General features: G+C 44.5%; 24 protein-coding genes and 1 pseudogene. 7 read left to right on the forward strand and 18 right to left on the reverse strand.

The genetic code is table 11. The features are described from left to right. Positions 1 to 52: 52 nt before the first annotated feature. The 10 genes from rpsJ to CZ367_RS03345 all read right to left on the reverse strand — a co-directional run bounded on the left by rpsJ (position 53) and on the right by CZ367_RS03345 (position 11,401). Positions 53 to 358, reverse strand: a complete 306-nt coding sequence (rpsJ, locus tag CZ367_RS03295) for a 30S ribosomal protein S10 (protein WP_077195634.1) — start codon at positions 356 to 358, stop codon at positions 53 to 55. Between the two features lie 94 nt (positions 359 to 452). After that, complete coding sequence (gene fusA / locus CZ367_RS03300) at positions 453 to 2,570, reverse strand: elongation factor G (RefSeq protein ID WP_077195635.1); 2,118 nt, start codon at positions 2,568 to 2,570, stop codon at positions 453 to 455. A 24-nt stretch (positions 2,571 to 2,594) separates the two neighbouring features. After that, positions 2,595 to 3,071 carry a 30S ribosomal protein S7 gene (gene rpsG, locus CZ367_RS03305; RefSeq protein WP_077195636.1) on the reverse strand — a complete coding sequence of 159 codons (477 nt, stop codon included), beginning with the start codon at positions 3,069 to 3,071 and terminating at the stop codon, positions 2,595 to 2,597. A 240-nt stretch (positions 3,072 to 3,311) separates the two neighbouring features. Continuing rightward, a complete protein-coding gene (rpsL, locus tag CZ367_RS03310; RefSeq protein ID WP_077195637.1) occupies positions 3,312 to 3,695 on the reverse strand; it encodes a 30S ribosomal protein S12 in 384 nt (127 codons plus the stop codon). Positions 3,696 to 3,983: 288 nt separating this feature from the next. Next, a complete protein-coding gene (locus tag CZ367_RS16145; RefSeq protein WP_077195638.1) occupies positions 3,984 to 4,655 on the reverse strand; it encodes a transposase in 672 nt (223 codons plus the stop codon). Positions 4,656 to 5,638: 983 nt separating this feature from the next. After that, entirely contained in the window at positions 5,639 to 7,513 is a 1,875-nt protein-coding gene (locus tag CZ367_RS03320; RefSeq protein WP_237581503.1) for a leucine-rich repeat protein, read from the reverse strand. Between the two features lie 450 nt (positions 7,514 to 7,963). Further along, complete coding sequence (gene tnpC / locus CZ367_RS03330) at positions 7,964 to 9,601, reverse strand: IS66 family transposase (protein WP_237581505.1); 1,638 nt, start codon at positions 9,599 to 9,601, stop codon at positions 7,964 to 7,966. Positions 9,602 to 9,685: 84 nt separating this feature from the next. Beyond that, entirely contained in the window at positions 9,686 to 10,030 is a 345-nt protein-coding gene (gene tnpB, locus CZ367_RS03335; protein WP_077195640.1) for an IS66 family insertion sequence element accessory protein TnpB, read from the reverse strand. Positions 10,031 to 10,092: 62 nt separating this feature from the next. Continuing rightward, positions 10,093 to 10,803, reverse strand: a complete 711-nt coding sequence (locus CZ367_RS03340; protein WP_237581507.1) for a leucine-rich repeat domain-containing protein — start codon at positions 10,801 to 10,803, stop codon at positions 10,093 to 10,095. Positions 10,804 to 11,188: 385 nt separating this feature from the next. Next, positions 11,189 to 11,401 carry an Abi family protein gene (locus tag CZ367_RS03345; RefSeq protein ID WP_004292721.1) on the reverse strand — a complete coding sequence of 71 codons (213 nt, stop codon included), beginning with the start codon at positions 11,399 to 11,401 and terminating at the stop codon, positions 11,189 to 11,191. A gap of 763 nt (positions 11,402 to 12,164) precedes the next feature. On the opposite strand from CZ367_RS03345, the gene CZ367_RS03355 reads away from it, so the two are divergent. After that, positions 12,165 to 13,244, forward strand: a complete 1,080-nt coding sequence (locus tag CZ367_RS03355) for an IS110 family RNA-guided transposase (protein ID WP_077195559.1) — start codon at positions 12,165 to 12,167, stop codon at positions 13,242 to 13,244. Between the two features lie 383 nt (positions 13,245 to 13,627). Then, positions 13,628 to 14,593 carry a CfxA family broad-spectrum class A beta-lactamase gene (locus tag CZ367_RS03360; RefSeq protein WP_004339683.1) on the forward strand — a complete coding sequence of 322 codons (966 nt, stop codon included), beginning with the start codon at positions 13,628 to 13,630 and terminating at the stop codon, positions 14,591 to 14,593. A gap of 92 nt (positions 14,594 to 14,685) precedes the next feature. Here CZ367_RS03360 and CZ367_RS03365 read toward each other — a convergent pair whose 3' ends face one another. The 7 genes from CZ367_RS03365 to tnpA form a co-directional block, all read right to left on the reverse strand. After that, on the reverse strand, positions 14,686 to 16,089 hold the full coding sequence (locus tag CZ367_RS03365; RefSeq protein WP_004339684.1) for a hypothetical protein: 1,404 nt from the start codon (positions 16,087 to 16,089) through the stop codon (positions 14,686 to 14,688). Positions 16,090 to 16,372: 283 nt separating this feature from the next. Next, positions 16,373 to 17,488, reverse strand: coding sequence for a DUF6371 domain-containing protein (locus CZ367_RS03370; protein WP_077195642.1), 1,116 nt, complete (start codon positions 17,486 to 17,488; stop codon positions 16,373 to 16,375). Positions 17,489 to 17,491: 3 nt separating this feature from the next. Continuing rightward, positions 17,492 to 18,589 carry an AAA family ATPase gene (locus CZ367_RS03375; RefSeq protein WP_004338330.1) on the reverse strand — a complete coding sequence of 366 codons (1,098 nt, stop codon included), beginning with the start codon at positions 18,587 to 18,589 and terminating at the stop codon, positions 17,492 to 17,494. Between the two features lie 5 nt (positions 18,590 to 18,594). Continuing rightward, entirely contained in the window at positions 18,595 to 18,969 is a 375-nt protein-coding gene (locus tag CZ367_RS03380) for an excisionase family DNA-binding protein (RefSeq protein ID WP_004338328.1), read from the reverse strand. 199 nt (positions 18,970 to 19,168) lie between these two features. Next, entirely contained in the window at positions 19,169 to 20,026 is an 858-nt protein-coding gene (gene tnpC, locus CZ367_RS03385; protein ID WP_004339687.1) for a transposon Tn4555 protein TnpC, read from the reverse strand. Between the two features lie 247 nt (positions 20,027 to 20,273). Continuing rightward, a complete protein-coding gene (locus tag CZ367_RS03390) occupies positions 20,274 to 21,392 on the reverse strand; it encodes a tyrosine-type recombinase/integrase (RefSeq protein WP_004338318.1) in 1,119 nt (372 codons plus the stop codon). Between the two features lie 141 nt (positions 21,393 to 21,533). Beyond that, positions 21,534 to 22,469, reverse strand: coding sequence for a transposon Tn4555 protein TnpA (gene tnpA / locus CZ367_RS03395; RefSeq protein WP_004292844.1), 936 nt, complete (start codon positions 22,467 to 22,469; stop codon positions 21,534 to 21,536). 474 nt (positions 22,470 to 22,943) lie between these two features. Here tnpA and CZ367_RS03410 point away from each other — a divergent pair. Then, positions 22,944 to 24,095 (forward strand): annotated as a pseudogene (locus CZ367_RS03410) (IS1380 family transposase); the annotation flags it as partial. 133 nt (positions 24,096 to 24,228) lie between these two features. On the opposite strand, the gene CZ367_RS16150 reads toward CZ367_RS03410, so the two are convergent. Beyond that, on the reverse strand, positions 24,229 to 24,366 hold the full coding sequence (locus CZ367_RS16150) for a hypothetical protein (protein ID WP_237581509.1): 138 nt from the start codon (positions 24,364 to 24,366) through the stop codon (positions 24,229 to 24,231). Between the two features lie 99 nt (positions 24,367 to 24,465). Between CZ367_RS16150 and CZ367_RS16405 the strand changes: the two genes are divergently transcribed. The 4 genes from CZ367_RS16405 (at position 24,466) to CZ367_RS16165 (ending at position 25,871) form a co-directional block, all read left to right on the forward strand. Continuing rightward, on the forward strand, positions 24,466 to 24,705 hold the full coding sequence (locus CZ367_RS16405) for a DDE-type integrase/transposase/recombinase (RefSeq protein WP_262500715.1): 240 nt from the start codon (positions 24,466 to 24,468) through the stop codon (positions 24,703 to 24,705). A gap of 2 nt (positions 24,706 to 24,707) precedes the next feature. Beyond that, positions 24,708 to 25,037 carry an integrase core domain-containing protein gene (locus CZ367_RS16410; protein ID WP_161942324.1) on the forward strand — a complete coding sequence of 110 codons (330 nt, stop codon included), beginning with the start codon at positions 24,708 to 24,710 and terminating at the stop codon, positions 25,035 to 25,037. 44 nt (positions 25,038 to 25,081) lie between these two features. After that, positions 25,082 to 25,234 carry a hypothetical protein gene (locus tag CZ367_RS15315; RefSeq protein ID WP_154669286.1) on the forward strand — a complete coding sequence of 51 codons (153 nt, stop codon included), beginning with the start codon at positions 25,082 to 25,084 and terminating at the stop codon, positions 25,232 to 25,234. Positions 25,235 to 25,400: 166 nt separating this feature from the next. After that, positions 25,401 to 25,871 (forward strand): transposase, encoded by a 471-nt coding sequence (locus tag CZ367_RS16165; protein WP_237581511.1) that lies wholly within the window; start codon positions 25,401 to 25,403, stop codon positions 25,869 to 25,871. Positions 25,872 to 25,913 lie beyond the last annotated feature (42 nt).

Raw genomic sequence — 25,913 nt, forward strand, 5'->3', positions numbered from 1 at the left:
AATTAATTTTAATAATTTAAATTCTTAATAATTTTGCTTTCGTAGTGCGTTATTACACCTTGATTTCTACTTCTACACCTGATGGCAACTCAAGCTTCATCAATGCGTCAACTGTCTTAGGAGTTGAACTATAGATGTCGATGAGACGCTTGAAATCAGAGAGTTGGAATTGCTCACGTGACTTCTTGTTAACGAATGTAGAGCGGTTTACAGTGTAAATACGCTTGTGTGTTGGCAATGGAATAGGACCACTAACGATAGCACCTGTTGTCTTTACAGCCTTCACAATCTTTTCAGCTGACTTATCAACCAACTGGTGGTCGTAAGACTTAAGCTTAATACGAATCTTTTGACTCATTGTTTTTATTGAATTTAATTGTTATAGAATAAGTATGGGGTACATCTTCATAAGAGTCATTCGCTATGAAGATGTTCCCAACTTTGTTATCTTTTTACTTTACGAGGTCAGCGTTACCGTGCAACTCTTCCAAGATTTCCTTAGCAAGGCTTGCAGAAACTGGAGAGTGGTGATCGTACTCCATAGATGAAGTAGCACGACCTGAAGTAATGGTACGGAGTGCTGTTACATAACCGAACATTTCTGACAATGGTACCATAGCCTTAACTACGCGTGCACCGCTGCGAGCTTCTTCCATACCCTGTACAAGACCACGACGCTTGTTCAAGTCACCGATTACGTCACCCATATTTTCTTCTGGGGTAACAACTTCTACCTTCATAATAGGTTCCATAAGAACAGGACCTGCTTGAGGGCAAAGTTTCTTGAATGCTTGGTGAGCAACAAGTTCGAATGACAACTGGTCAGAGTCAACTGGGTGGAAAGAACCATCGGTCAAAGTAACCTTCAAACCTGTGATAGGGAAACCACCAAGTACACCGTTGCTCAAGCAATCTTTGAAGCCCTTTTCTACTGCAGGGATAAATTCCTTAGGAACGTTACCACCCTTAACCACGTTAATAAACTGCAAGTCGCCTTCCTTGTAGTCTTCGTCCTTTGGCTCGATAGTTACATCGATACAAGCGAACTTACCACGACCACCTGATTGCTTCTTGTAAGTTTCACGGCTCTGAGCAGCCTTTGTAATAGCTTCCTTATAGTTAACCTGTGGCTTACCTTGGTTACATTCAACCTTAAACTCACGCTTCAAACGGTCGATGATGATGTCCAAGTGGAGCTCACCCATACCTGAGATGATGGTCTGACCGCTTTGCTCGTCTGTACGTACGGTAAAGGTTGGGTCTTCTTCAGCCAACTTCTGCAAACCTGTATCAAGTTTAGCAATATCTGCTTGGCTCTTAGGCTCAACAGCGATTGAAATAACGGTATCAGGGAAGGTCATTGATTCGAGTACGATTGGTGCAGCCTCATCGCAGAGTGTATCACCTGTACGAATATCCTTGAAACCTACACCTGCACCGATGTCACCAGCGTCGATTGACTCCATAGGAATTTCCTTATTAGAGTTCATCTGGAACAAACGGCTGATACGTTCTTTCTTGCCTGAACGTGGGTTGTAAACGTATGAACCTGCAACAACCTTACCTGAGTAAACGCGGAAGAATACCAAACGTCCCATAAATGGGTCGGTAGCAATCTTAAATGCGAGTGCAGAAGTTGGTTCTGTTACACTTGGCTTACGTACATCTGCTTCTTCTGTATCAGGGTTTGTACCTTCTACTGCAGGAGTATCCACTGGTGAAGGGAGGAATGCACATACATAGTCGAGCAATGGCTGAACACCCTTATTCTTGTATGAAGAACCGCAAATCATTGGGCAACATTCCATAGCGATACAACCCTTACGGATTGCAGCCATCAACTTCTCTTCAGGAACATCGTTACCTTCGAGATAAAGTTCCATTACTTCATCATCATAGTTTGAAGCACCTTCGAGAAGTTTTTCACGCCATTCAGCAGCTTCGTCTGCCAAATCAGCAGGAATATCTTCTATGCTATATTCAGCGCCCATTGTTTCGTCGTGCCAAAGGATAGCCTTCATCTTAATAAGGTCTACTACACCCTTGAAGTTTTCTTCTGCACCGATAGGGATTTGAACAGCGAGTGGGTTTGCACCCAAGATATCACGCATCTGGCTTACTGTTTCGAAGAAGTCAGCACCAGAACGGTCCATCTTATTTACGTAACCAACACGTGGTACGTTGTATTTATCTGCCTGACGCCATACAGTTTCAGACTGTGGCTGAACACCGTCAGCTGCAGAGTAAGTAGCTACTGCACCATCGAGTACACGGAGTGAACGTTCTACCTCAGCAGTAAAGTCAACGTGTCCTGGAGTATCAATCAAGTTAATCTTGTATGACTTTCCTTGATAGTTCCAGTTACAAGTTGTTGCAGCTGATGTAATTGTGATACCGCGCTCCTGCTCTTGTGCCATCCAGTCCATTGTAGCTGCACCATCGTGCACCTCACCAATCTTGTGAGTCTTACCTGTATAGAACAAAATACGTTCAGAAGTTGTTGTCTTACCAGCATCGATGTGAGCCATGATACCGATATTACGCGTAAATTGTAAATCGTGACTTGCCATTTTTCTTTTTTTTCGTTAAATCGTTTAGAATCTGAAGTGAGCAAATGCACGGTTAGCCTCAGCCATACGATGCATATCTTCCTTACGCTTGTAAGCGCCACCCTGATTATTGAATGCGTCCATAATTTCAGCTGCGAGCTTATCAGCCATACTCTTACCACCGCGCTTGCGAGCGAAGGCAATCATATTCTTCATAGACACGCTTTCCTTACGGTCAGGACGAATTTCTGTAGGAACTTGGAAAGTAGCACCACCAATACGGCGGCTCTTTACTTCTACCTGTGGAGTGATGTTATCGAGAGCCTGCTTCCAAACTTCGAGTGCAGACTTCTCTTGGTCACTGTTCTTTTCTGCAACGATGTCGAGTGCTGCATAGAAAATTTCGTATGAGGTATTCTTCTTACCATCATACATCAAGTGATTTACAAACTTTGAAACCTTTTGGTCATTGAACTTAGGATCTGGTAAGATCACACGTTTCTTTGGTTTTGCTTTTCTCATTTTCTTATTAAAAATTTAAAAATCTTGCGGAGGCTGTCGCTTTTACGTTCTTCAATATCCACTCTTGGACGTTTACTCAACCTGTTTTAAACAAATCTCCAGCAAAACTATTTTATTTCTTCTTTGTTTTGAGTCTCCCGTTTACCAACCATCACCGATTATTAAACCGAAAGACTTTTGCTTTATTTAAGTTTCTTTCCTCCATACATTGTGGAGAAAGGAAACTTAAATTACTTTTTCTTACTTCTTAGCAGCCTTAGGACGCTTAGCACCGTACTTAGAACGACGCTGTGTGCGACTTGCTACACCAGCAGTATCAAGTGTACCACGAACGATGTGATAACGTACACCTGGGAGGTCTTTTACACGACCGCCACGTACCAATACGATACTATGCTCTTGCAAGTTGTGACCTTCTCCTGGAATATAAGAGTTCACTTCCTTCTGGTTTGTCAAACGAACACGAGCAACCTTACGCATTGCTGAGTTAGGCTTCTTAGGGGTTGTAGTGTAGACACGTACGCAAACTCCACGACGCTGAGGACAGTTATCCAAAGCAGGAGACTTACTCTTCTCTACAATCACCTTTCTGCCATTCTTTACTAATTGTGAAATAGTAGGCATAATTGTACTTTTTTATTTATATATATTTTGTTTATTTTCAACTTCATACGCCTCTGTGCAGCCTATATATTAAGGTGTAACTACACACAAAGGTATTTCGAGGTGCAAAGGTACAAACTTTCTACCGAATATCACATATATTTATAAAACAAAAGAAAAGCGAGATTTAGAAATTAAGAAAATATAACATAACAACAAATATATTAACCAACTTAATCTCACAATTCACAATCTTTTCTCAATAATTATAAGTGCTTATACCTAAGGACAGCACTATAATAGGGTCTGCTAATTTATTTCTTTCATACAACCTTGTGGTGTGGGTAATACAGCCTCCATACTGTCAAAAATGCTCATAATTCTCTTTTGGAAGGTCTTCAAGCTCGATTTTTCGAAAATGAGACAAAGAAGTCCCCTTAGGAACTTCATGATGTTCTTAGCGAAGAAGCAAGCTCCTATCCAAGTGTCAGCCGTTTGGTCAAGTTTCGCTCGGATGTCGTTGGCTCGGTAAACTCTCTTGGTCGTTCCAAATGTGCCTTCTATCTCATTTCGCCCGTCGATGGCTCTCTTCTTGTCCTCTGCGTGTGTGTCATTCTCTTCCTTGGGAGGTCTGCCCAGTGGACGGTTGTAGCAATTGATATGGCAGGACTTGATGTGCTTCCTGTTCTCCTTCCCCAGATAGATCTTGTCGGCCTGAATCTCCTTGGGCAGCATGCCAAAACGCTTTTTGTAGAGTTCCAGCGGCATGCCGAGGTCGGACGATTCGTTATAGGCGTCCCAGCTGACATGATCCACATAGGTGTAACCGCTCACGATGCTGGCACCGATTTTCGCACCGAACTCAACCGTGACCTTCGCCTTGACCCTGACAATGGGACGGAGATGCGGCTGGTAGATGCTGATGCGGTCGGCACATCTGCGGACGTTCTGCTCGAACATCATTTTTTGCTGTTCATACATCTTGAACGCTGCCCGAAGACATTTGTAGTCATGGCGGCTGAAGCAAGCAAGAAGTGTGCTTGACTGTTTGCCCAGGGCATCAAAAAACAGATGGAAGTCTGCCTGCAGGCATCGTATATGGATTAGTTTTGTCTTGTCAATGAGTTTCTTTCCCTTGCGTTTCTTTTTAATCAGTCCGATGAAGGCCTGGCGGGATTGTTGCCGGCGCCATTGTGACTATTTCTCAGACGTTTGTTGTATTCTTTCTCTATCCTGCCCCAGGGAAGGTGGTCGGCTAGCTTGACCCATCGGTTGGATTTGCTCAATCCCGAAAGTGACTCTTGAAGTTCAAACAGGTCGTGACTGCGATATTGTGAGTAGTATTTCACCTCGACTCTTGAATGTTTTAACAACCAAAGGTAGTCAGTTTGGGCGAATTAACCAAATTTTATACAACATAAATAGTTAATTGTCAGATAGTTAAAGTTAATTAGTAGACCCGAATTAGAAAAGAAAATACCTCAACAAGAGAGTGAACAATTGGCACGAAGCACACTTACCAACCTAACTGGGCTTTCCAAAAAACAAATCGAAAGCTTGACAAACATTCTTCTTGGCTCGCAGAGGCTCAAATCCGCCTTTATCAATCATAGTTTTATCTTGATTATTTAATGTTTATGCGACTGCGTCGCATTCTTCTGCAAACTTAGCGGTCATTAGAAAATTTCGCTTTCATTTCGTCTTGAAATTGAACGAAAGATACATATTGTGTTAGTATACAGATGTTATAACGATGGCACCGCCTACTATAATCTGACTTTTTGCACGAAAAATCTCTAATGGCCGATTTTGGTTTATATGCCGATGCTAATAACGGAGAGAAATTAAGCTTTAAACAAACGCCCCTTGCAAGTCTTATCGGTTGCAAGGGGCGTTTTGGTATCTGTAAAGGGCGGAACGGCATTACGTTGTTCCGCCATTGTTAATAGTAATAGATGCTTATGTTAATGAACGAACTTCGTTGAAGTTCCATTGAAGTTCACGATGTAGACACCGCACGGCATATCGCCGAGATCTATCACTGCAGGATTGTCGAGCAAACGCACCACTGCACCTTGTGCATTGTAGAGCACAACCCGTCCGCAACTGCCGCTGAACAGTATCTTTCCATCGGTAACGACAAACCCTGCTGTGCTGCCGTCAGCCTCGATGCCCTGCACACCCGTTGGATCATCAATGCCCTCGTAAGGCAAACCTGGATATCCTTCCGTTCCGCCAACGTAGTCTATCACGTTCCACTGCTTTGCCTTTGCAATCGCCACAGCCGGTTTCGTGCAGACATTACCCTCTGTTCCCTTCGTATCGACGATAATTATTTCGGCAATGTCGCTCTCGTTACGCTGCGGAAGTCCCTCCATAAGCGACTTGCAAGCCTTGGCAGAAAGCTCATTTGAATAGCATACTACGGTTAAAATCATTTGGTTTTGCGACAAATCCAACGCTTTCAGCTTGTTGTTGTCTATCCAGATGTACTCCAACTCTTCGAGTGCCTTCATATTTACATCGGTCAGCAGGTTGTGGTGAAGCGAGAGCGTGTTCACGTTCTTCAGCTTCGACAAGTCGAGCTCTGCCATCTCGTTGTTGTACGCACAGAGCAATTCCAGTTCAGGAAGGTCGAGCGTCATCGCCTTCAGCTTGTTGTCGTTGATATAAAGTTTCTTCAGCGTAGGCGAATTGAGCGAGAACGACGCGAAATTGTTCTTTGCCAACTGCAATTCCTGTATGCTGGTATTCTTCGTAAGATTGAGTTCGGAGAGTTTATTCTCGTTCGCAAACAGGTTCTGCAAATATGGATTGTTCGTTACATTCAGCTTCTCTATGTCTGTACCGTTCAGCGAAAGCGTTTCAAGATACTTCTGCGCACTCACGTCGATGCTGCCAATCTTGTTCTTGTTTGCTGAAAGGAAGTTCAAAAGAAGGTTCTTGCTGACATCGAGTTTCGTAAGTTCGTTTTCGTCGCAATCCACGAAAACAAGCTTTCTGCACTGCGTAATATCCAATTCCTTCAGTCCGCAGTAGCTGCAAATCAAAGTGTCAAGGTCTTTGTTGTTAGACAATTCCAACTTCTCCAACTTGCCGTTCTTACAGCTTAGCACCTTCAGCATAGGACAATGGCTTACATCAAGGGCTTCCACTTCAAAGTTATCGACGCTCATATCCGTAATTCTGCCTTCTATTCTTACATCTTTCTTCGTAACCTGATAGTAGTCAAACTTCTCACCCAATACATCTTTCGTCTTCAAGAACTTAATTCCGTCGAACGTCATATCATCGCCAACAATATGAAAAACAACCTCGCTGCCAACTTTCTGGCTTGTCGTAAAGGTTACATAAGACTTCTCTGTAGCCTCTTCGATATGCTTGAACGACGACCAAGGTGTAGATATTTTGTAAACGTTTAGCTTTCCGTGAGGAACAAACAGCTTGCATTGGTCGAAATCCACATTATAGAATGCCATCGAACCACAGTAGGGAGGCGCAGCCGCAAGGGTGTGAACTTCGGTCAGTCCCGTACAATTCATAAACACGCCAAAGCCTATCTGCTCAAGATTTTCGGGTAAAGTAATGGTTGTTAATTTCTTTATGTGTGAAAATGCCGAGCTTGCTATCTCGGTGAGCGACTTCGGCAAGGTTACCTTCGTAAGCTCGTAAACCTCATAGAACGAATATTTATCAATCTTCTTCACCGTTTCGGGCACCACATACTCGCCGCTTCTGCCCTTCGGATACTTCAAAAGCGTTTCTATGTTCTTATCGAAAAGCACGCCGTCTACAGACGCAAAGGTTTTATTATCCTTATGAACCTCAAACGCTTTCATAGCGTTGCAGATGTAGAAAGGCACCGNAATTCTGGAACTCCTATTGCAGATGCCGAGAATACAGAGATCAAAGACTTGCAGGCAGAGATTGCACGTTTAAAGAAGGAACTGACTCACGAATCACTTCGTGCTGATGCTTTCAACGAGTTGATTAACGTTGCAGAGAAGCAGTTCAACATTTCCATCCGAAAAAAAGCTGGCGCCAAACAGTAAAGAACCTGCATGCAGAAGACTCTCGCTGTTATCAGATAGAGAGTCTCTGCAAGCTGTTTGGCTTCACGAAGCAGGCTTATTACAAGTATGACGAGAACCGTCTTCTTGAGAGGATTGCAAGTGAGGAGTTTGCCGTATCCTACATCAAAGAAATCCGTAAGAAGGATCGTAAGCATCCAATATTAGCCGCCTTTCACACCAACAAATAACCCTTATATGTCTGGCAGCATATAAGGGTTATTTGAAGTTTGAAGGTAGCATTTTCGTGAGTTCCTCCTCCGTCATATCTAGCAGGGACCTTGAAAGAACTTCCTTCATCCATTTGTATGGCTCTATGTCTGCTTCCCTGCAACACGCCATAAAGGTATAGAAGATGGCGTTGTTCTCCGCTCCCTCATTGTTACCACAGAACAGGTAGTTCTTTCTTCCAAGCGTGATGGGTCTGATGGCCTGCTCCATGAGGTTGTTATCTATGTTGAAGCGTCCGTCTTGCACATACCTGCCAATGCGTATCCATACGGCGAAGGCATAACGCAGTGCCTTCTCCATAGCTTCGCCTGGGGTGTACTGTTTGTGTACATCCAACATATAGGTCTCCAAATACTTAAGAATGGGGTAAGCTTTAGCCTTTCGTTCTGTCTCCACTTCCTCGGGGGGTGCTTTCTTGTGTTTGAGGTTTTCCTCCAACTCATAAAGCGTGGCTATCGTTTCGATGATATGGGCGGCGTTTTTATCGTCAGCCGCCAGATGTTCGAACTTACGTCTCACGTGTGCCATACATCCTAACAGCACGATGCCCTGTACGTTCTCAAACCTGCTGTAGACCTCATACCCATCAGACTGTATGGCACCCTGGTAGCCCTTGAAGAGCTCATCTGCCACAGCGCCCGACCGCGCCTCGTCCTTCCAATGGAAGAACACACCCTGGGAGTGTATGGCGTCACGCATACCCCACAGGTATCCCTTGCGCGTCTTTCCTTTGCGGTCGGCAACCTGTACGCTGGTCTCGTCAACTTGAAGATAAGGACTTTGCAGGATCTGTCTTACTTGAAGTTTGTAAAGTGGATAAAGTGCATCGGCGGCATCGTGAACCCAGCTGTTGACGGTTGAGGTGGGGATGTTCACGCCCAGTTCCTTCCATCTTTCACATTGCCTATACTCGGGCTGGTGATAGGCGAACTTGGCGGTGATGATTTCGGCGAGCAGGGAAGCGTCGGCAAAACAATCCACCGCTTGCTTTTTCAAGGGGGCTTCCAGGATGTCGACCTTCGCATCCGTTGGACGGGCTTCCTTCAGGCGGCAGATGACACGATCTTCTACCCTGACATAAAAGGATGAGGGACGCAGACACAGATGCTCACTTCTGTCATGTCCGATGATGACCATGCGCTCAGCGTCATAACCCTCTGGATATATCTCCGTCACCTGTCGCTCTATATTCTCGGGAACATAGGAGGCGTAGGCCCTACCCTTTCTGGAAGGACGGCTCACACGGCGTGATGACCTGCGTTGTCCGGCCTGCTGTTTTATCTCCTTGATGATGGGAAGGGCTTCCACCTGAGCCAGGGAACCCTCTTTGGCCCACTGCTCGTCAAAAAGCGTACCCGCCCAGCCGCTTGCACTCTCAGGCAGGCGTTTCTCGCTGCGCCTGCCAAATACCATGCGCTCAAGTTCAAGAATACGACGGGACTTTCGTTCCAGCTCAGCATCCTTAATCTTAAGCTCAGCATCCTTGTTTTTGAGTTGAGTATCCTTGTTCTTAAGCTCAGCATCCTTGTTCTTGAGTTGAGCATCCTTAATCTTAAGCTCAGCATCCCTTTGCTCAAGAAGTTTAACAACAGCTTCCCGAGTGAGAGAATGGTAGTCAGATGTCATTGTACTATAAGGCATATCCATCACATTATCAGTTCTTTATACGATGTAAAGTTACGAAAAATATCTGACACTGACAAGAAAATACTAAGATTTATTGTATCTTTTTCTTCGGTTGCAATTAGGATTTATACCTTCAATATAGAGTACCAATTCGTCCCAGCGAAGTTCATAAAATCCAGTTCTCGCCCGTATGATTTTAGGACTCAGGCAACCCTGTGCCATCTGTTTATGATACACGACAAAACCACAGCGTTCCCAGTGCAGCAATTTAATTCGGTTACGGGATCGATTGTAGAAAACGTAGACAACACCATCAGAAGGATTGAAGTCATTGCTGCGTACCAATTGGGACAGGCGAAGAATACCCTGACGCATATCCACAGGAGTGCAACAAACCCGAAAAACATTTGTTTCGTTGAGTACAAACATAAGTTTTTCGGGCAAAGGTAGTAAAGCAAGAATGTTACACAAAGGCGGCTAATATTGGATGCTTACTCTATGTCTGTACCGTTCAGCGAAAGCGTTTCAAGATACTTCTGCGCACTCACGTCGATGCTGCCAATCTTGTTCTTGTTTGCTGAAAGGAAGTTCAAAAGAAGGTTCTTGCTGACATCGAGTTTCGTAAGTTCGTTTTCGTCGCAATCCACGAAAACAAGCTTTCTGCACTGCGTAATATCCAATTCCTTCAGTCCGCAGTAGCTGCAAATCAAAGTGTCAAGGTCTTTGTTGTTAGACAATTCCAACTTCTCCAACTTGCCGTTCTTACAGCTTAGCACCTTCAGCATAGGACAATGGCTTACATCAAGGGCTTCCACTTCAAAGTTATCGACGCTCATATCCGTAATTCTGCCTTCTATTCTTACATCTTTCTTCGTAACCTGATAGTAGTCAAACTTCTCACCCAATACATCTTTCGTCTTCAAGAACTTAATTCCGTCGAACGTCATATCATCGCCAACAATATGAAAAACAACCTCGCTGCCAACTTTCTGGCTTGTCGTAAAGGTTACATAAGACTTCTCTGTAGCCTCTTCGATATGCTTGAACGACGACCAAGGTGTAGATATTTTGTAAACGTTTAGCTTTCCGTGAGGAACAAACAGCTTGCATTGGTCGAAATCCACATTATAGAATGCCATCGAACCACAGTAGGGAGGCGCAGCCGCAAGGGTGTGAACTTCGGTCAGTCCCGTACAATTCATGTATTTACAACCGATTATTACTCAATATTTTATAGATAATAAGTCAGAAATATGGTTGTTATTTTTAATTGCACATTCTAAAAGGTGAAGATTTAACGCTTTTATTGATTATTAACTCAAAAAGGACATCAACTTGGGTCGTTTCTTCTCTTTTCCTTGCTATTCGTTTCCGATATTCCACTTTTGTTTTGGTCTATCTCATATGTACTGCAAAGGTATTGATTTTTGTTTGATATTGCTCCTTGCTTGCTCCTTGTCGTAGATTAATTTTCACACAGGAATTTTTGTTCTCTTTCTATAGGGGCTTGAAACAATCCATTTATTGGAAACAATTAAAGACGGAGCTGGTTTGCCCCAGTGCTTTTTAAGAAACAGGGCAATTATTTTATCTCCACAAAGGCTCTTGTTCCCAATTATGAGGAAAGCCTAATAAACGAGTTCTTACTGATGGGTATTTCGATAAAAGCTGCTTGAAATCTGCAACAAAAGTGTTGCCCATAGAAATGGAGTTAAGCCAATACACCACATAGCAGAGTTGCGGATAAAGTGTTTGTTCACGGAACGAGAAATCCGTAATCCATGTGTTTGGCATACGCATAGGCATCATTGGCTTGACAGGAAAGACCCGATTTGACAGTCTTGAATGATGGGCGCAGCAATTACGAAGTACGGGTCTGGGTACGGATTAAAAGGCTAAGTGATTATTTTCAGTCATTTAGCCTTTTTAATTATCTAATTTTTCCCCACATTTTCCCCACAGCTGTCTATTTATATACAGGGCAACCGCATCAAAATAACGTTAGCTTAGGAAACAAACGTAGTTTTCAACCTCCTCCTCTCCCTTATTGTCCATTTTCCTAAAAAACCATTGGTCCAAATCGAAACTACTACCCCATAAAAATTGATTTTTTGCCCCATATAATTCAAATTTCCCTTGCGGGTAATATTTTTTAAGAAACATGATTTTTGACAACAGGCTATTATTCAGACAAATACAAAATTATGCATTTTTAAGGGGGGATATTGTAAATTGTTGAAACTTCTCATCCTTGTATCCACCCCACTTATCCCTATTAATACAAAATCGACAAGTATTGATTATCAGGTTATTGACATTTTGATGCGGTTGCCCTGATTTATATATTTTAGAAACATATTTTTCCGTAAAGTTACTATGTTTGCAAAGGCTAACACACTAAGACAAGTCGGATGCCGCTCTTCGGAGGCTTCGCGCCTCCGGCCGCATGGCAAACCACCGCGGTGTTTTTCATAGTCTGCAAGGAAAAAGTTGGTACGATAATAATTGGATTGTATATTTGTAGTGCAAACGACAAATGACAAACAATTAGAACCGTACCGATATGCAAAGAAACAAAATTTCCTTCAAAGGACAAAAGATTTACATCGGAATTGATGTGCATGCAAAAACTTGGGAGATCTGTGTGCTGACCGAGTCGGGTTACAAAGAGAGGCACCCGCAGCAAGCCTCCGCAAAGACGCTCTTTGACTTTTTGAAGAAGCATTTCCCTGATGGCGAGTACCATGCCGTGTATGAGTCAGGCTTCAGTGGTTTTTCCACATACTACGCTCTCAAGGAGTACGGCATCAACTGTGTCGTGACCCATGCCGCGGATGTTCCGACCACCCAGTACGAGGAGGTGATGAAGACCGATAAGGTAGATGCAGCCAAACTTGCGCGCTCCTTGCGCGCCGGTGACATCCGTCCCATATACATCCGTGAGAAAGAGAATATCGATGACAGGTCAGTCATCCGCATAAGGAAGACCATACAGAAACAACTCTCTGGCTACAAGGCAAGGGTGAAACACCTGCTGCACTGCAATGGCGTGGAGATACCCGAGCGGTTCGCAAGACCGGGGACGCACTGGTCAAAGGCTTTCATCAAATGGCTCAAGGAGGATGTCGTGCTGCTTTCCTCCTCAAGATTGTCGTTGGACTTGCTCGTCAAGCAGGTGGAGACGATACGCCAGACACTCTTGGACGCGACAAAATCCATACGAAAGCTTGCGCAGACCGACAGGTACAGGAACAATTACGAGCTTCTGATATCGATACCCGGCATAGGTGTAAGTGTAGCCATGTGCATACTGACAGAAATCTACGATGTGAAGAGATTCCGTAACGAGAACCAGTTCGCCAGTTATCTCGGCCTGATACCGACCTGTCATAGCAGTGGAGAGAAAACCGCAAGCGGAGAGAAGACTTTCCGTGGCAACAAGCATCTCGGACCGATGATCATAGAGGCTGCATGGATAGCCATCTACAGAGATTACGGACTGGGAATGGCCTATGCCAGATACAAGCAGTCCATGAAACCGCAGGAGGCCATAGTCAAAATAGCCAGAAAGATGTCCAACATCATTTTCTCGGTACTCAAGAACAGTAGGAAATATGAGCCATACAGATGGGATAAAGAATAACATACAGACTTTCGGACAACTTCATAAAACGACTCCTTTTCATAATTGATGGACCTTCGGGTGTCATCTCCGATAAGATTGTTGCGTTTTACCTATATTCTGAAGAAGTAAATTGTTGGGCGGATACGTCCGTGTCAACTCATAGAAGTTTGTCTGATAGGTCTGTTGTTCGTAGCCTTTCCATACCCGGTGTTCCCATGCCGGGCTGGTGGCTGTTGCTTCTTCTAAAGTCATCGTACTAATAAACTTCACGCTAAGTGATTGATAATGAACAGTTAATAAATTACAAATATTTTCCAATTATTTGGAAAGCAACATAGAAGTTATGTACCTTTGTCGGCAAATAAAGATATTCTCGTCAAACAAATATAAATAATATAAACATGGAAAAAAACAGAAAAAAACAAATCGTAGTTTTGAGTATAGCTTTAGTTTGCATTTTCATCTTGGTATTTTCATTGTTCCATAAATCAGCGACAAAAGATAGCGCAAATCCTCCTTTAACAAATGTTTTGACTGATAGCATTTCTCAAATTGTCTCAGCTTGTCCTGGCGAAATTGGTGTGGCGGTTATTGTTAATAACAGAGATACGGTTAAGGTCAATAATAAGAGTGTTTATCCTATGATGAGTGTGTTTAAGGTTCATCAGGCATTAGCTCTTTGTAATGACTTTGACAATAAAGGAATTTCACTTGATACCTTAGTAAATATAAATAGGGATAAACTTGACCCAAAGACTTGGAGTCCTATGCTGAAAGATTATTCAGGACCAGTCATATCATTGACAGTGAGAGATTTGCTGCGTTATACTCTTACTCAGAGTGACAACAATGCAAGCAACCTTATGTTTAAGGATATGGTTAATGTCGCTCAAACAGATAGTTTTATAGCCACACTCATTCCTCGTTCAAGTTTTCAGATAGCTTATACGGAAGAGGAAATGTCGGCTGACCATAACAAGGCTTACTCTAACTATACATCTCCTCTTGGTGCTGCAATGTTGATGAATCGTTTGTTTACTGAAGGTCTTATCGATGATGAGAAACAAAGTTTCATTAAGAATACGTTAAAAGAATGCAAAACAGGTGTAGATAGGATAGCAGCTCCACTTCTTGATAAAGAAGGGGTTGTTATAGCGCATAAGACAGGTTCAGGTTATGTTAATGAAAATGGTGTTCTTGCAGCTCACAATGATGTTGCCTATATATGTCTGCCTAATAATATCAGTTATACCTTAGCGGTATTTGTTAAGGATTTCAAGGGAAATGAATCACAAGCGTCACAATATGTTGCGCATATATCAGCTGTAGTATATTCTTTATTAATGCAAACTTCAGTAAAATCTTAAACTGCACTTGCTTTGATAATTAATGATAAACAATCTAAAAGCACTCTAATCGTTATCGGAGTGCTTTTAGATTACTAATCAAATTGCTTCTATTATAATTTGAATCCTCTACTTTTTCTTTCTTCCTGTTGCGGCACTCTTGCTCCATATCTAAGCCTGTGCCATTGCTCCCTGAACCAGTCGGCAATCGGCTTCCTGTTTATTGTCAGGTTCAGCCTGCTTTCATCGTCAGGGTCATTTTCCACCCTTAAAATATCATCCTTTATATCAAAGTTCCGCCTGTGTTGCTCGGAATAGATTTTACCGCTACATTTCAGGGCTTCTTTTTTGACTATAAGACTTTCAGTCATTTCTTTAGAGAATCCCAGCATGGCACAAAACTTTTCCATGCGCAGCATTTCCCTGAACATCGGAAACCACCTGAAAGCCTTGTCTATGATTCTGGCGAGCCGTGACAGTTCTTTTTCTTTCATGTCAAGTTCCTGCCTGTGCATTTCTCTGAGATTGTGGATTTGCGTATCATGCTGTTTCTGCATCTGCTGTACTTGGCTCTGCAATTTTTCAATATTGGTGTTCCGTTTTGAAACCTCGTCTTGCAGTTTTTCGTTGGCACGTTCCAGTTCTTTCAGTTTTCCACTCCCGAAAAGAGAAGCAACTCCACTAGTTATGGCTGTCGCTGCCGTGGTGGCTGTCTTCTTTAACTTGTCAGTGCGTATTTCTGATTTCACCTGTTTCAGTTCCTGCTCGGCAAGATTTATCTGTTCTTCTTTGTGCCGTTTGGCTGCATCCATGCGTTGCAGTTCAGCTTTCTGCTTCTCAATGATAAAGTCGTTCCGTTCCAGATGCTCCTTACCAGTGACAGCCTTTGACTGCCCGCGTTCCATCAGCAGGATGTCGGATGCAAGGGTCTGCATCTGCATCATGTCATCGTCATTGAGCTTTCGGCTCTTTCCTGTTTCGTGGTTCATCCAGTCGAAAACGATATGGGCATGATAGTTCGGCTTGAACCATCTGTCCCCGACTTTGAAGCTTTCCCTGTCTTCCGCTTCCGGCTGACCGTTCAGCCAATGCCCTTCATCCTTGTGCAGGAAGATTTGCAGCGGTGTGATTCCCCAGCGTCTTTGACACTCCTCACCGAATTTACGCACGTCTGCCAGTGTGGTGTCCGACCTGACAAGCAGCACTCCTTCACGTATGGGGGAGCATCCCGCAATCTTGACTATTTTACCGTTCTTGCCTTTGCGTTCACGCTCCTTTTCCTGCATGGCACGTCCGGTCTTTTCCTTTACCATCTGTCTGATATTGTCATAATGCATCCGCAAATCCGGACTGCCGAAGTCGGGATTTATCCACTGCTCATTATCGGTGGAGAGTTCTGGAACCACATAGGTTCTGGACTCTCCGATGTGGCGCATGTATTCGGCAGTCCTCCTGTTGTGAGCCTCACTCGATGCGATATTGCAGGGCTTGATATGTATGCTTGATTTTGTTGCCATAGATACTTGTTTTTTGGGTTTGTACTTTATTGTTTGCTTTTCCGCTGTCCGTAAACGCATGGGGTTCTTAGGGGTGCAACCCATAAGCGGAGATTGCAAAGAGAGGGTCACTCTTTGCTCTGGGTTCTCAGGGGAGAAACGCCCTGAGTGGGTCATTAGGGTAAAACCCTAATCCCCTCGGGAGAGCCCACAACTACGTAAGCGGAGCGTGTAGTTATAGTGGGCTATATCAATGGCAAGCCATTGTCTGCAAACTCCAGCCTACGGCTTCCGCTCTCCTCCGTCAGGGAGATTTTTCATCATCGTTGCCGATTGGAGATGCACCGACCAGCACAAGGTCTAAATCGTCTATCAGTTTTTGCAGGACGGGATTCTTCTCTATCATCCGCTGGAGGATTCTCTCAGCCTCGACCAAGTGGTTGGCTGTACTCATCACCTTGCCCTCCCGTATCTGAAAGATAATCCAATCGGCTATGTCGATATGGGCTTCTTTTTGTTTCGGGGTGGCATTCCTTTCGATGATGTCCGAAACCACCACCTTACAAAAGTACATGCTCTCGGCTCGCTGTTTCCACTCGGCATAAGCATCGGCATCGGGAAAGAGAAGCACGGTTCGCCCTGACAGTACACGGAGTTTCTCTTCTCTCATCTGACTCTTACCACCCGTAGCCAGCCATACATAATCGGGGAAGATAGCAGAACCGATAACGGCACTCTTCTCGGATTCCACCAAGACCACCACCTTGTCGGGATGCGTTTTCAACAAGTGTTCCCCGAAAAGGCATTGGGATAGTTGCCAATCCTCTGCCAACACACGCTGCTTTTTCAATATGCTGTGTATCCAGTTCACTGCCGATGTCTGTCCTCCCTTGATACGGTGTCCGTCTTCGGGATTGTACTGCATCACCTTTCCCGTGCGTACCTTGCCCGTCCTGTCTATCTGCCAAAAGATAACAGAGCCGTCACGGGTAGCCCCCAAACGGTATTCCTCCAACAACCGCTTCAACACCTCTTTCGCCTTGTCGCCATAGTAGGAAGTAAGGAGTGTGAAGAGGAAACGGAAGAAATTGCTACGCTCGCTTTGCGACTTCTCCACATAGTGAGGGGGAATATAGCCGATGGCTGTCGGCTTACTTTGCTGCTTCACTTTCTTCTGCTCTGCTCTTTGCCTGTCAAAAGAGAAATCATTGGTAGTTCTGTGTTCAGGATGCTCTTGAAAATACTCTTTCGGAGTGTAGTGATACCCACAACCGCTTTCGTGGTTACATCTGCCGACCGATGGATGCAACGGCACATTATTTTCGTCCACGTAATAGACGAAAGAATGCCTGTCTCCGCATTTGGGGCAGGTATGCCGTGTTGCCGTTCCTTTATACTTCTGTAATGAATAATTGCCCATAGCTTAGTCCGTTTTTGATGGTTGATTGTCGGCTGTCCCATCCTGTCCCATTGTCCCACACTCTAAGGGTTGGGACAGTGGGACACTTGGGACACCTGCGTTTTTACTCTCTTTGCTGCGCTGGATGATACGGTTTACGGTGGACTTGCCACAATTCACCTGTGAGGCTATCTCCCTGACGGACTTGCCCGATTGGGAGAGTTGCAGAATTTGGCAATCCCTTTGGCTTGATTCATTGTCGCCCAATTTTTTCAAGTGTTCCTTTTCCGTGGAATAGCCCCTGAACACGAACTGCAAGAAAGCATCCACCTTGTCAATCTCGTAAACGATTACATTATCCGCATCATGAGAGAACGTGCCATAGCGCACTTTAAGCTGCTTCACATAGCGAAGCCCTCCGTCTTGGGCACTTTTTCCAATGGTGAACACGCTGTCAAAGAAATTGTAGAGCCGTTTGCTTCCGGCAAGGTCGTTGGATGTGATGGGACAATCCAAAGAGCGTTTGGGCGTATGTGCCAGGACAAGGATAGAGAGCGCATATCTCTTTTTGAGATTGTTCAGCTGAATCATCAGCCGTCCTGCGGCATCGCCTTTCTCCATGGCGCAACACAGGTAGGTAAGATTGTCAATGATGAAAATCTTGCAGTCGGTCTGCACAGCCATCTGTTCAATGCCGCCTATGATAGCTTCCTCAAAGTTGGCATCCAAAAGCTGGTTGCAGTCAATAGACACCCGATAGATTTTGTCGGGAAAGGTGTAGAGCTCTCCATGCTCGTTGGTATAGCGGAGCTGGAACTGCTTTTCGGACAGTTCAAAGTCCAGATACAGCACATTGTCGGTTCGGGCGATGCGGTCGGCTATCTGCACGGCAAGGATGGACTTGCCCACGTTGGAATCGGCAAACAAGCAGGAGAGTTCCCCCTCGTACCAAAAGCTGTCCCACAGCGCACGGGGCGTAGGCAATAACGATGCTTCAAGAATGGTTTGGTTTGCCGTCTTGATATTCATCATGCCTACACTGTCGGGCATACCGTTATGCGCTTGGGATGCTTTTGTGAGGTCGCCACGTATCAGGTTGATATAGTTCTTATCCTCTTCCATATCATTCACCAGTTACGTGGGTTGGGCTTGCGACGGTGGGAAGAGGATAAGGACTTGTTCAGTTCCTCGTCTGACAACGGTATGGGATTCTTTCGGGCGGTTTCCAGCCACTTGTCCAGTTCGTCACGGTAAAGGCAATAGCGTTTGCCGGGCTTGGTGGCAGGGATTGTCCCTTCTGACAGTTTCATGTAGAGCGTACCCTTAGGGATACCTAAATACTCTGCTGCCTCGTCCACAGACATGGGCACGTGGGTGTCCACCGTTTTGGCATTGTTCACACTGCGCTGCTCGGCGAGCAGGCTTTTCAGGCTCATCACTTCGTCTCGAAGCTGAGCGACAACCTCGGGGAGGTCGTTGAAGGTAAGAATTGATTTTTCCATTCGCATACTCGTCTCTTTTGTAAGACTTGGCGCAAAGGACTGAAATGATATATCCGTGAATATCTCCACGACACGTCATTGCAAAATAATTCCCGAATAATTAAGCCCAGCCATAAATGACGGGTAAAATTACTCGGGAAACGATGTAAAACAGGCGGTTATGAGTTACCGGATGGTTGTCGTTGGTGTCGTGATTATCCTAATTCCGCACATAATCCTCGGGATAGTGGAAATCAAGTTTGCCGTTTTCGGGTTCATCAATGGGAATTTCCGTCTTTAACGGCTCTACCTTGAAATTCTTGATGGTTGATAAGTCTGTATCAGCAAACGATTTCGGGAAAAGGGCTTTGATGAACTTGGCACGGTTATCCCCATTGTAGTATCTCTTGTACAGGAAACGCTCAGAGATATTCCATACGAAGTGACGGAGTGGAATGTTGTTGATGTCTTTGGTAAACGGTCTTTGTATGGGCTTCGGGGTATAAGTGTTAAGATTCATCCATTTGTCCACCTCAGTACAGATGTGGTTCACGGTTTCTTGGTCGGCAATGCGAGGCAGGTAATAATGGCAATACTCCATGACCATGCGGATGCGCTCTTCCTTTTCCCGTTGCTCTCTGCTTGCGTAATTGGCACGGTTCTTTTCGTGAAGATCCGGGGCGATAGTAAGCTCTATCGGTTGTGTTTGGATAAGTGTCTCTTCTTTTGTCGGGGATGATTCGGGTACAGGCTCAGGGACTGATGTAGGTCCAGGCACAGATGTGGCTTCTTCAAGTGTATTTTGTGACAGTTCTTCCTGCACCTCTATGGCTTCGGCAATCGTTTCTTTCTTGCCGAACTTGATTTTGTAGATTTCGTATGTATCAAAGATAAGTGTCTGAAAGGAGAGATAGAGCAACCATCCCAACAGGTTACAGCATACGAATACTATCCACCTGACAAAGTTGTCTTGGTTGAAGCTGTCCGCTATTACCAGCGTGGCAATGGAAGATATTAGGACGATGGCGAAGCCGACAAAGCCCAAGATGATGTATTTGTCCTTGATTGATGATTCCATATTTCGTTGAGAGATTGAATGTTCCTGTATTATTTTGTGCAAAGTTAATGCTATTTTTCCCAATTACTGCCCGTTATTTGCGGTTAGAACGGTCTTTTTCAATGTATTTCACGAAATGTCATCATATCATACTCTGTTTCATACTCTGAGGGGCTTATAAATGGTGGCATCAAGCCAAAAACATAGAGGGGCGATTATAGCCTTGTAGCCATAACCGCCCCTCTGAATACCTGTCAATGTGAGACATTTATGCCTCCTTGCGCTTCAAGGTTATCTTGTCCACCACCTGACACATCTGCTGCGCTGCTATCTTGGAATAGATTTGTGTGGTGGTAATGTTCTTATGTCCGAGATAGGCTTGGATGACAGCCATGTCCGTTCCCATTTCCACGTGCAGGCTTCCGAAGCTGTGGCGGGTACAGTGAAAGGTGATTTTCTTGGTTATCCCTGCTGCCGTGAGCCACCGTTGGAGTGGTCCTTGCAGCATCTTGTCCTTGAAATCCTCAAAGATAAGTCCCTCGCCCCGTTCTCCCAGCAGTCCATAGGCTTCATCACTGATGGGGTTATGCACTATTTCTTTGGTTTTCTGCATACGGGTGGTAACGAACATCCTGCCGTTGGTGTATGGTTGTATCTGCTGCCACGTGAGCTGTCTGATGTCGCTCTTTCTCAGTCCCGTAAGACAGGCGAAAAGAAAAGCTTTTTTCAAGACCTCCTCCTCACAGGGTGTTTCGGCAAGCCGTATCAGTTCCTCTTGGCTCAAATGCTCCCTGATGGTGGGAATGCACTCGATGCGGTCTAAGAAGCCGTTTGGGTTCTCCTTTATCTTCCTGTCACGGTAGGCGGTGTGCAGCACGGCACGGAAAGTTGACCAATAGCCTGCTGCGGAGTTGATGTGCAGCTTTTGGTTGGTGTGGATGGATTGGGGTGCATCAAGCAGGTATTCCATGAACTTGCGGCACAAATCCACATCCACCTCCTCAAAGGTGCATTTGCCGTTCACGAACCGCTGGAAATGCTTGTATACGTGCTGCCACTTGATATTCTTGCGGTCAGCCAGTCCTTTGAAATAGGCAAGGAAATCGCCCTTCATCTTGGTCTTGTCAAAAAAGCCGTTGTTTTCATTGAAAATGGCTTCGTAGCGCTGGTTGCGCAGGATGACCGCTTTCTTCATCATGCGTGCGTTGAAGTCCCGTTCCTGCTGGTTTGCAGGTTTGGCGAAGATGTAAATTCCTAAGGCTTCACGTGTAATCACTCTCATGGTGACATTGTCACGGTAGCCGGGATAGTAGTCAAGGCATAGTGAATACTGTGTCCCGTTCTTAATCTTGCGCTTACGCAAGGTAACTGTTTTGCATTTACTCATAATAATTATGTTTTAATTGGTTGTATACATTTTGGAGTTGTATCCATGTTTCCGATGGCAAAGGAACAACGTGAAATATCCGTGAATACCTCCACGATACATCATTTTGAAATAATTTTCGATAATCCCGATTTTTCACGGTTATTTGTTCCTTTCAGCCATGACACGCTCCACATCTGAGCGCAAAAGCAGGTTTTTCACACCCACCTTTATCTTTTCGATGTGCTTCACCTTGACGATATGGCAGATGTTGGCTGACGAAAGACCATAGATTTGCTGCACCTGCTCAACGGTATAGTAGCGTTCATCGTTCACAAGGTCAGTTCTGCGGAGTTCGTTCAAATGTGATTTGGAGTAATAGGTACGCCCGTACTCTCTTTTAGTGGGTATCTTATGGCGATAGGTGTAGGCACGGAGTGCGGTCGGCTTCATGCCGAACAGTTCCTCCACCTCCTCGGTCAGTAGCCAGTCGGTAATTTCGCTAATATCAACTGCCACACCGAAAAACTCGTCAATATGCTTCTTGCTGTAATAGTTCTTTCCTGCGATACGGCAGATGGGGATATGGTTACGCTTGGCGGAAGTGTAAAGCCATGACTGCTTTACCTTAAAAAGGGACATCACCTCCTCGCCCGAATAGAAGTCCAACACTTCTTCGCTTTCCTTTTCCCTTTTTTCTCTTTTGGCAGGTAAGGAAGATGAAGATGATTTCCTTGGTGTGGAGGTGTTGCCGGGCAGGATGCGGTGATAGGGATTGCCCTCCAACATCTGCTCGATGTCGGCTCTGCGGATGAATGCCATGCGGTTGCTGATGCGTGAGGCTTTCAGCTTGCCGATGGCTACAAGTTTGTAAATGTACTGTCGGGAACAGCCCATGAGGATGGCTGCTTTGGAAAAGGTGAGATACTCCTGATGCTGTATCTCCATCAAGGGTTGGGCGACTTTGAAGAGGTTGTTCTTCTGCATCACTCTGGCTCGTTTGGCTTCTGCCTGACAAGCCTCACTGCAATATCTTTGCATACCGCTTCGGGTTACAAAGGACTTGCCGCAAAAACTGCATTTTCTGGTTGCTTTCATACCGTTTTATCGTTTAATGGTTCATTTCTTCAATCCTATATCTCTGAAATGGTAAACGGATGTGAACGGAAGTCAACCATTGTCGCTTTTCTACACAGTGTGACTGTTTCCGCATATCGGGGCGGTTATTGTCGCTTGTCGTAAACGGTTGTAAACCCTTGTCAACTGTCTGCACGGTGTGACAAAAAACAAGCCCCGCAAATTCTCCACGTCAGAAATACGTCTCAAAAATATGTGGAAATTTGGGAAGCGACAAATGGCAACCGAAAAGTGTTAAATTTTAGAATATGCTGGTAATTAAAGATTTACACTCGGATATTTCTGATTAGTTTTGGTTGTTCCCTTAATTCCGCAGCATAAATTCTTGTAAGAACTCCAAGTGCCTGAGAAACAAAGTTCTCAAAACACTTGGATATGTCAGAAATTTCACCTATCTTGGTGCTGTAAACATAAACGAGTAAGCAAAAAACTGATATGGCAAAGGTAGCAATTAAAAACGAGAATATCACTTCTTTCGGTGGAATTTATCATATTATGGACGTTTTCTCAAAGTTGGGCTTTGAAAAACTTACCGAATCTGTATTGGGCAAACGTGGAAGTAGCGGCAAAGCATTCTGTTATGGAAGTATTTTTGGATCTCTCTTCTTCAGTTACCTTTGTGGTGGAGAATGCCTTGAGGACATCAATGCGCTTATTGGGCAGTTCAAGCAAAGACCTGATACGCTGTTACCCGGTGCCGACACTGTGGGGCGCGGACTAAAGGAGCTTACCGAGAAAAATATTGTCTATAAGAGCAAGACCTCCGACAAGTCGTATAGTTTCAACACAGCAGAAAAGTTGAATACCTTACTTTTACGGATGATACGAAGAATGGGGCTTATAAAGGTGGGCAGTCATGTTGACTTAGACTTTGATCACCAGTTTATTCCAGCCCACAAGTTCGATGCAAAATATTCTTACAAGCAGGATTTTGGCTATTTCCCTGGTTGGGCTTCCATTGGGGGAATCATAGTCGGAGGTGAGAATCGTGACGGAAACACCAATGTGAGATTCCATCAAGAAGACACGCTCCGTCGCATTATGGACCGTGTAACCTCAGAACTTGGTGTGGTAATAGAGCGTTTCCGTGCTGATTGCGGATCGTTCTCAAAGGAAATTATCCAAACCGTAGAGCAGCGCTGCAACACGTTCTATATACGTGCTGCCAACTGCGGCAGCCGACACGAGGACTTCCGCCAGCTGAAAGAATGGAAGAGTGTTGAGGTTGATTATGAGAGATGCGATGTCACCTCCGTCAGCATAGACAACTTAATAGAAGGAAAGTCATACAGGCTTGTCGTACAGCGTAGTCCTTTGAAAGACAAGGATGGCAAGCAACAGACAGATATGTTCGGAGTAATATACACATACCGCTGTATCCTCACCAATAACTGGATGTCTACCGAGAAAGACATCATTACATTTTATAATGAGCGTGGAGCAAGCGAAAAGAACTTCGACATACAGAACAATGACTTCGGATGGTCACATCTGCCCTTTTCCTTTATGGCTGAGAATATGGTTTTTATGATGGTTACCGCCATGCTGAAGAACTTCTATCTCTATCTCGTCCGTCATATCAGCGATAANTAGAGCGCACAGAGAAAGATATTCAGGCAGAGCGTGACCGCCACTTACGTAAGATAGGCGAGTTGGAGATGAAGCTGGATTTTGCGAAGAGGGCATCAAAAGCATTGGGGATACCGATGCCCGAAGACGATTAGTTTCCCCTGACAGTAAACTTAGTCTCAACGCCCAGCTCGAAGTCCTTGGTATCAGCAAAGGTACATTCTACTACGAGCTCAAGGGTGAGAACGAAGAAAATATCAAGGTTATGAGCGAAATAGATCGCCAGCATACTGAGCATCCCTCCAAGGGGGTGATTGGTATGTGTGATGCATTAGTATTGCTCGGATTTGCGGTTGGACCGAAACGTGTTCGACGTTTGATGCACAAGATGAGTATAACTCCCATCTATCCTAAGAAATCACTTTCTAAACCAGGCTCCACAATATACAAGAAGCCTTACCTCTTGCGACATTTGGACATAAACCATCCAAATCACGTGTGGAGTATAGACATCACCTATATTCCTATGAGGAAGGGTTTTATGTATCTTACGGCTATCATTGATGTCTACAGTCGCTGTATTATGGCCTGGGGACTGCATAACACCCTTGAAAAGGCCAATACATAGAGGTGCTGCATACGGCTGTCAATGCTTACGGAAATCCAGAAATCATCAACTCTGATCAGGGCAGCCAGTACACCAGCGAGGAATGGACATCTACCTGCGAGGATTTAGGTATAACCATCAGTATGGATGGACGTGGCAGATGCAAGGATAACATATGGATTGAGCGCTTCTGGCGTACTATTAAAACGGAGTATATTTATCTGAATCCAGAGGATGACGTGTGTCTGCTACGTGAAGGGATAAAGAATTGGATTGAGTACTACAACAAGAGACGACCACACCAGGGTATCGCACATGAGATTCCAATGACCCGTTATGAAAAGAGTGCGTGATATGCATTTTTTTGCCATAATACTATCGTATTCCGAAAAAAAAGATGTACTTTTACAGCACCCAAGGAAGGATGACGGTGATACTTTACGCTGTTGTCGAAGAAATGGTGGGGCATCAAGCCCCATCCATTTCTACCCAAGGAAAGGACTCTGGCTCACATTGTCTGTTGTCAGTAATGCAAATGAAATCTGCATAAGTTCTTGCCTTAGTCAATAAGATTACTGGTCTGAGATAACAATACTCTGTTAATAATCACATAATTATTTGAAAATGAGCGAGTTGATTAACAAAACATAACTAAATAAATCTGGCTAAGTGTTTGATTTTCAGTATCTTTATAATTTATTCAAGACTTTAAAAGTATGATGATTTCAGAGCCACTTAGCCAATATGAGGAGATGCTCAAGGATGCAATCCGTACATCAATGAAAGAATCTGGTGCAAAGTTAGCAAAAACTTTCCAGACTCTGCTCATCGAGATACTGACTTTATACATAATTCTACCCAGAAAGATAAACTTCACACAGATGGCTCGCTACGGCAAGCATGGCGAGCAGACCTATCGTCAGAATTTCAATCGCAAGAAGAAAGACTGCATCGATTGGCTTCTGTTGAACCTGTCTCTTGCAAGGCGTGTGTTGGATATGGATGGCTTACTTGCCATTGCCATAGACCCATGCTATATCAGCAAGGCCGGGAAGAAGACTCCTCATATCGGACGGTTCTGGTCGGGATGTGCAGGGGCGGTGAAGCACGGACTTGAAATCATGGGCATCGGCTTGCTGGATGTTGCCAACAACAAGTGCATGATGCTGCGTCCCATCAGACAATAGGGAACTCCGCACTGAAGATGAGGAACAAGACACTCGTCGAAT

This window comes from Prevotella ihumii, from assembly GCF_900155655.1.
GTDB classification, from domain to species: domain Bacteria; phylum Bacteroidota; class Bacteroidia; order Bacteroidales; family Bacteroidaceae; genus Prevotella; species Prevotella ihumii.

Excerpts from the sequence above, each read along its gene's own strand:
- rpsJ (WP_077195634.1), bottom strand. The coding sequence starts at position 358 with ATGAGTCAAAAGATTCGTATTAAGCTTAAGTCTTACGACCACCAGTTG.
- fusA (WP_077195635.1), bottom strand. The coding sequence starts at position 2,570 with ATGGCAAGTCACGATTTACAATTTACGCGTAATATCGGTATCATGGCT.
- rpsG (WP_077195636.1), bottom strand. The coding sequence starts at position 3,071 with ATGAGAAAAGCAAAACCAAAGAAACGTGTGATCTTACCAGATCCTAAG.
- rpsL (WP_077195637.1), bottom strand. The coding sequence starts at position 3,695 with ATGCCTACTATTTCACAATTAGTAAAGAATGGCAGAAAGGTGATTGTA.
- CZ367_RS16145 (WP_077195638.1), bottom strand. The coding sequence starts at position 4,655 with ATGTATGAACAGCAAAAAATGATGTTCGAGCAGAACGTCCGCAGATGT.
- CZ367_RS03320 (WP_237581503.1), bottom strand. The coding sequence starts at position 7,513 with ATGAAAGCGTTTGAGGTTCATAAGGATAATAAAACCTTTGCGTCTGTA.
- tnpC (WP_237581505.1), bottom strand. The coding sequence starts at position 9,601 with ATGACATCTGACTACCATTCTCTCACTCGGGAAGCTGTTGTTAAACTT.
- tnpB (WP_077195640.1), bottom strand. The coding sequence starts at position 10,030 with ATGTTTGTACTCAACGAAACAAATGTTTTTCGGGTTTGTTGCACTCCT.
- CZ367_RS03340 (WP_237581507.1), bottom strand. The coding sequence starts at position 10,803 with ATGAATTGTACGGGACTGACCGAAGTTCACACCCTTGCGGCTGCGCCT.
- CZ367_RS03345 (WP_004292721.1), bottom strand. The coding sequence starts at position 11,401 with ATGCGTATGCCAAACACATGGATTACGGATTTCTCGTTCCGTGAACAA.
- CZ367_RS03355 (WP_077195559.1), top strand. The coding sequence starts at position 12,165 with ATGCAAAGAAACAAAATTTCCTTCAAAGGACAAAAGATTTACATCGGA.
- CZ367_RS03360 (WP_004339683.1), top strand. The coding sequence starts at position 13,628 with ATGGAAAAAAACAGAAAAAAACAAATCGTAGTTTTGAGTATAGCTTTA.
- CZ367_RS03365 (WP_004339684.1), bottom strand. The coding sequence starts at position 16,089 with ATGGCAACAAAATCAAGCATACATATCAAGCCCTGCAATATCGCATCG.
- CZ367_RS03370 (WP_077195642.1), bottom strand. The coding sequence starts at position 17,488 with ATGGGCAATTATTCATTACAGAAGTATAAAGGAACGGCAACACGGCAT.
- CZ367_RS03375 (WP_004338330.1), bottom strand. The coding sequence starts at position 18,589 with ATGGAAGAGGATAAGAACTATATCAACCTGATACGTGGCGACCTCACA.
- CZ367_RS03380 (WP_004338328.1), bottom strand. The coding sequence starts at position 18,969 with ATGGAAAAATCAATTCTTACCTTCAACGACCTCCCCGAGGTTGTCGCT.
- tnpC (WP_004339687.1), bottom strand. The coding sequence starts at position 20,026 with ATGGAATCATCAATCAAGGACAAATACATCATCTTGGGCTTTGTCGGC.
- CZ367_RS03390 (WP_004338318.1), bottom strand. The coding sequence starts at position 21,392 with ATGAGTAAATGCAAAACAGTTACCTTGCGTAAGCGCAAGATTAAGAAC.
- tnpA (WP_004292844.1), bottom strand. The coding sequence starts at position 22,469 with ATGAAAGCAACCAGAAAATGCAGTTTTTGCGGCAAGTCCTTTGTAACC.
- CZ367_RS16150 (WP_237581509.1), bottom strand. The coding sequence starts at position 24,366 with ATGCTGGCGATCTATTTCGCTCATAACCTTGATATTTTCTTCGTTCTC.
- CZ367_RS16405 (WP_262500715.1), top strand. The coding sequence starts at position 24,466 with ATGAGTATAACTCCCATCTATCCTAAGAAATCACTTTCTAAACCAGGC.
- CZ367_RS15315 (WP_154669286.1), top strand. The coding sequence starts at position 25,082 with ATGTACTTTTACAGCACCCAAGGAAGGATGACGGTGATACTTTACGCT.
- CZ367_RS16165 (WP_237581511.1), top strand. The coding sequence starts at position 25,401 with ATGATGATTTCAGAGCCACTTAGCCAATATGAGGAGATGCTCAAGGAT.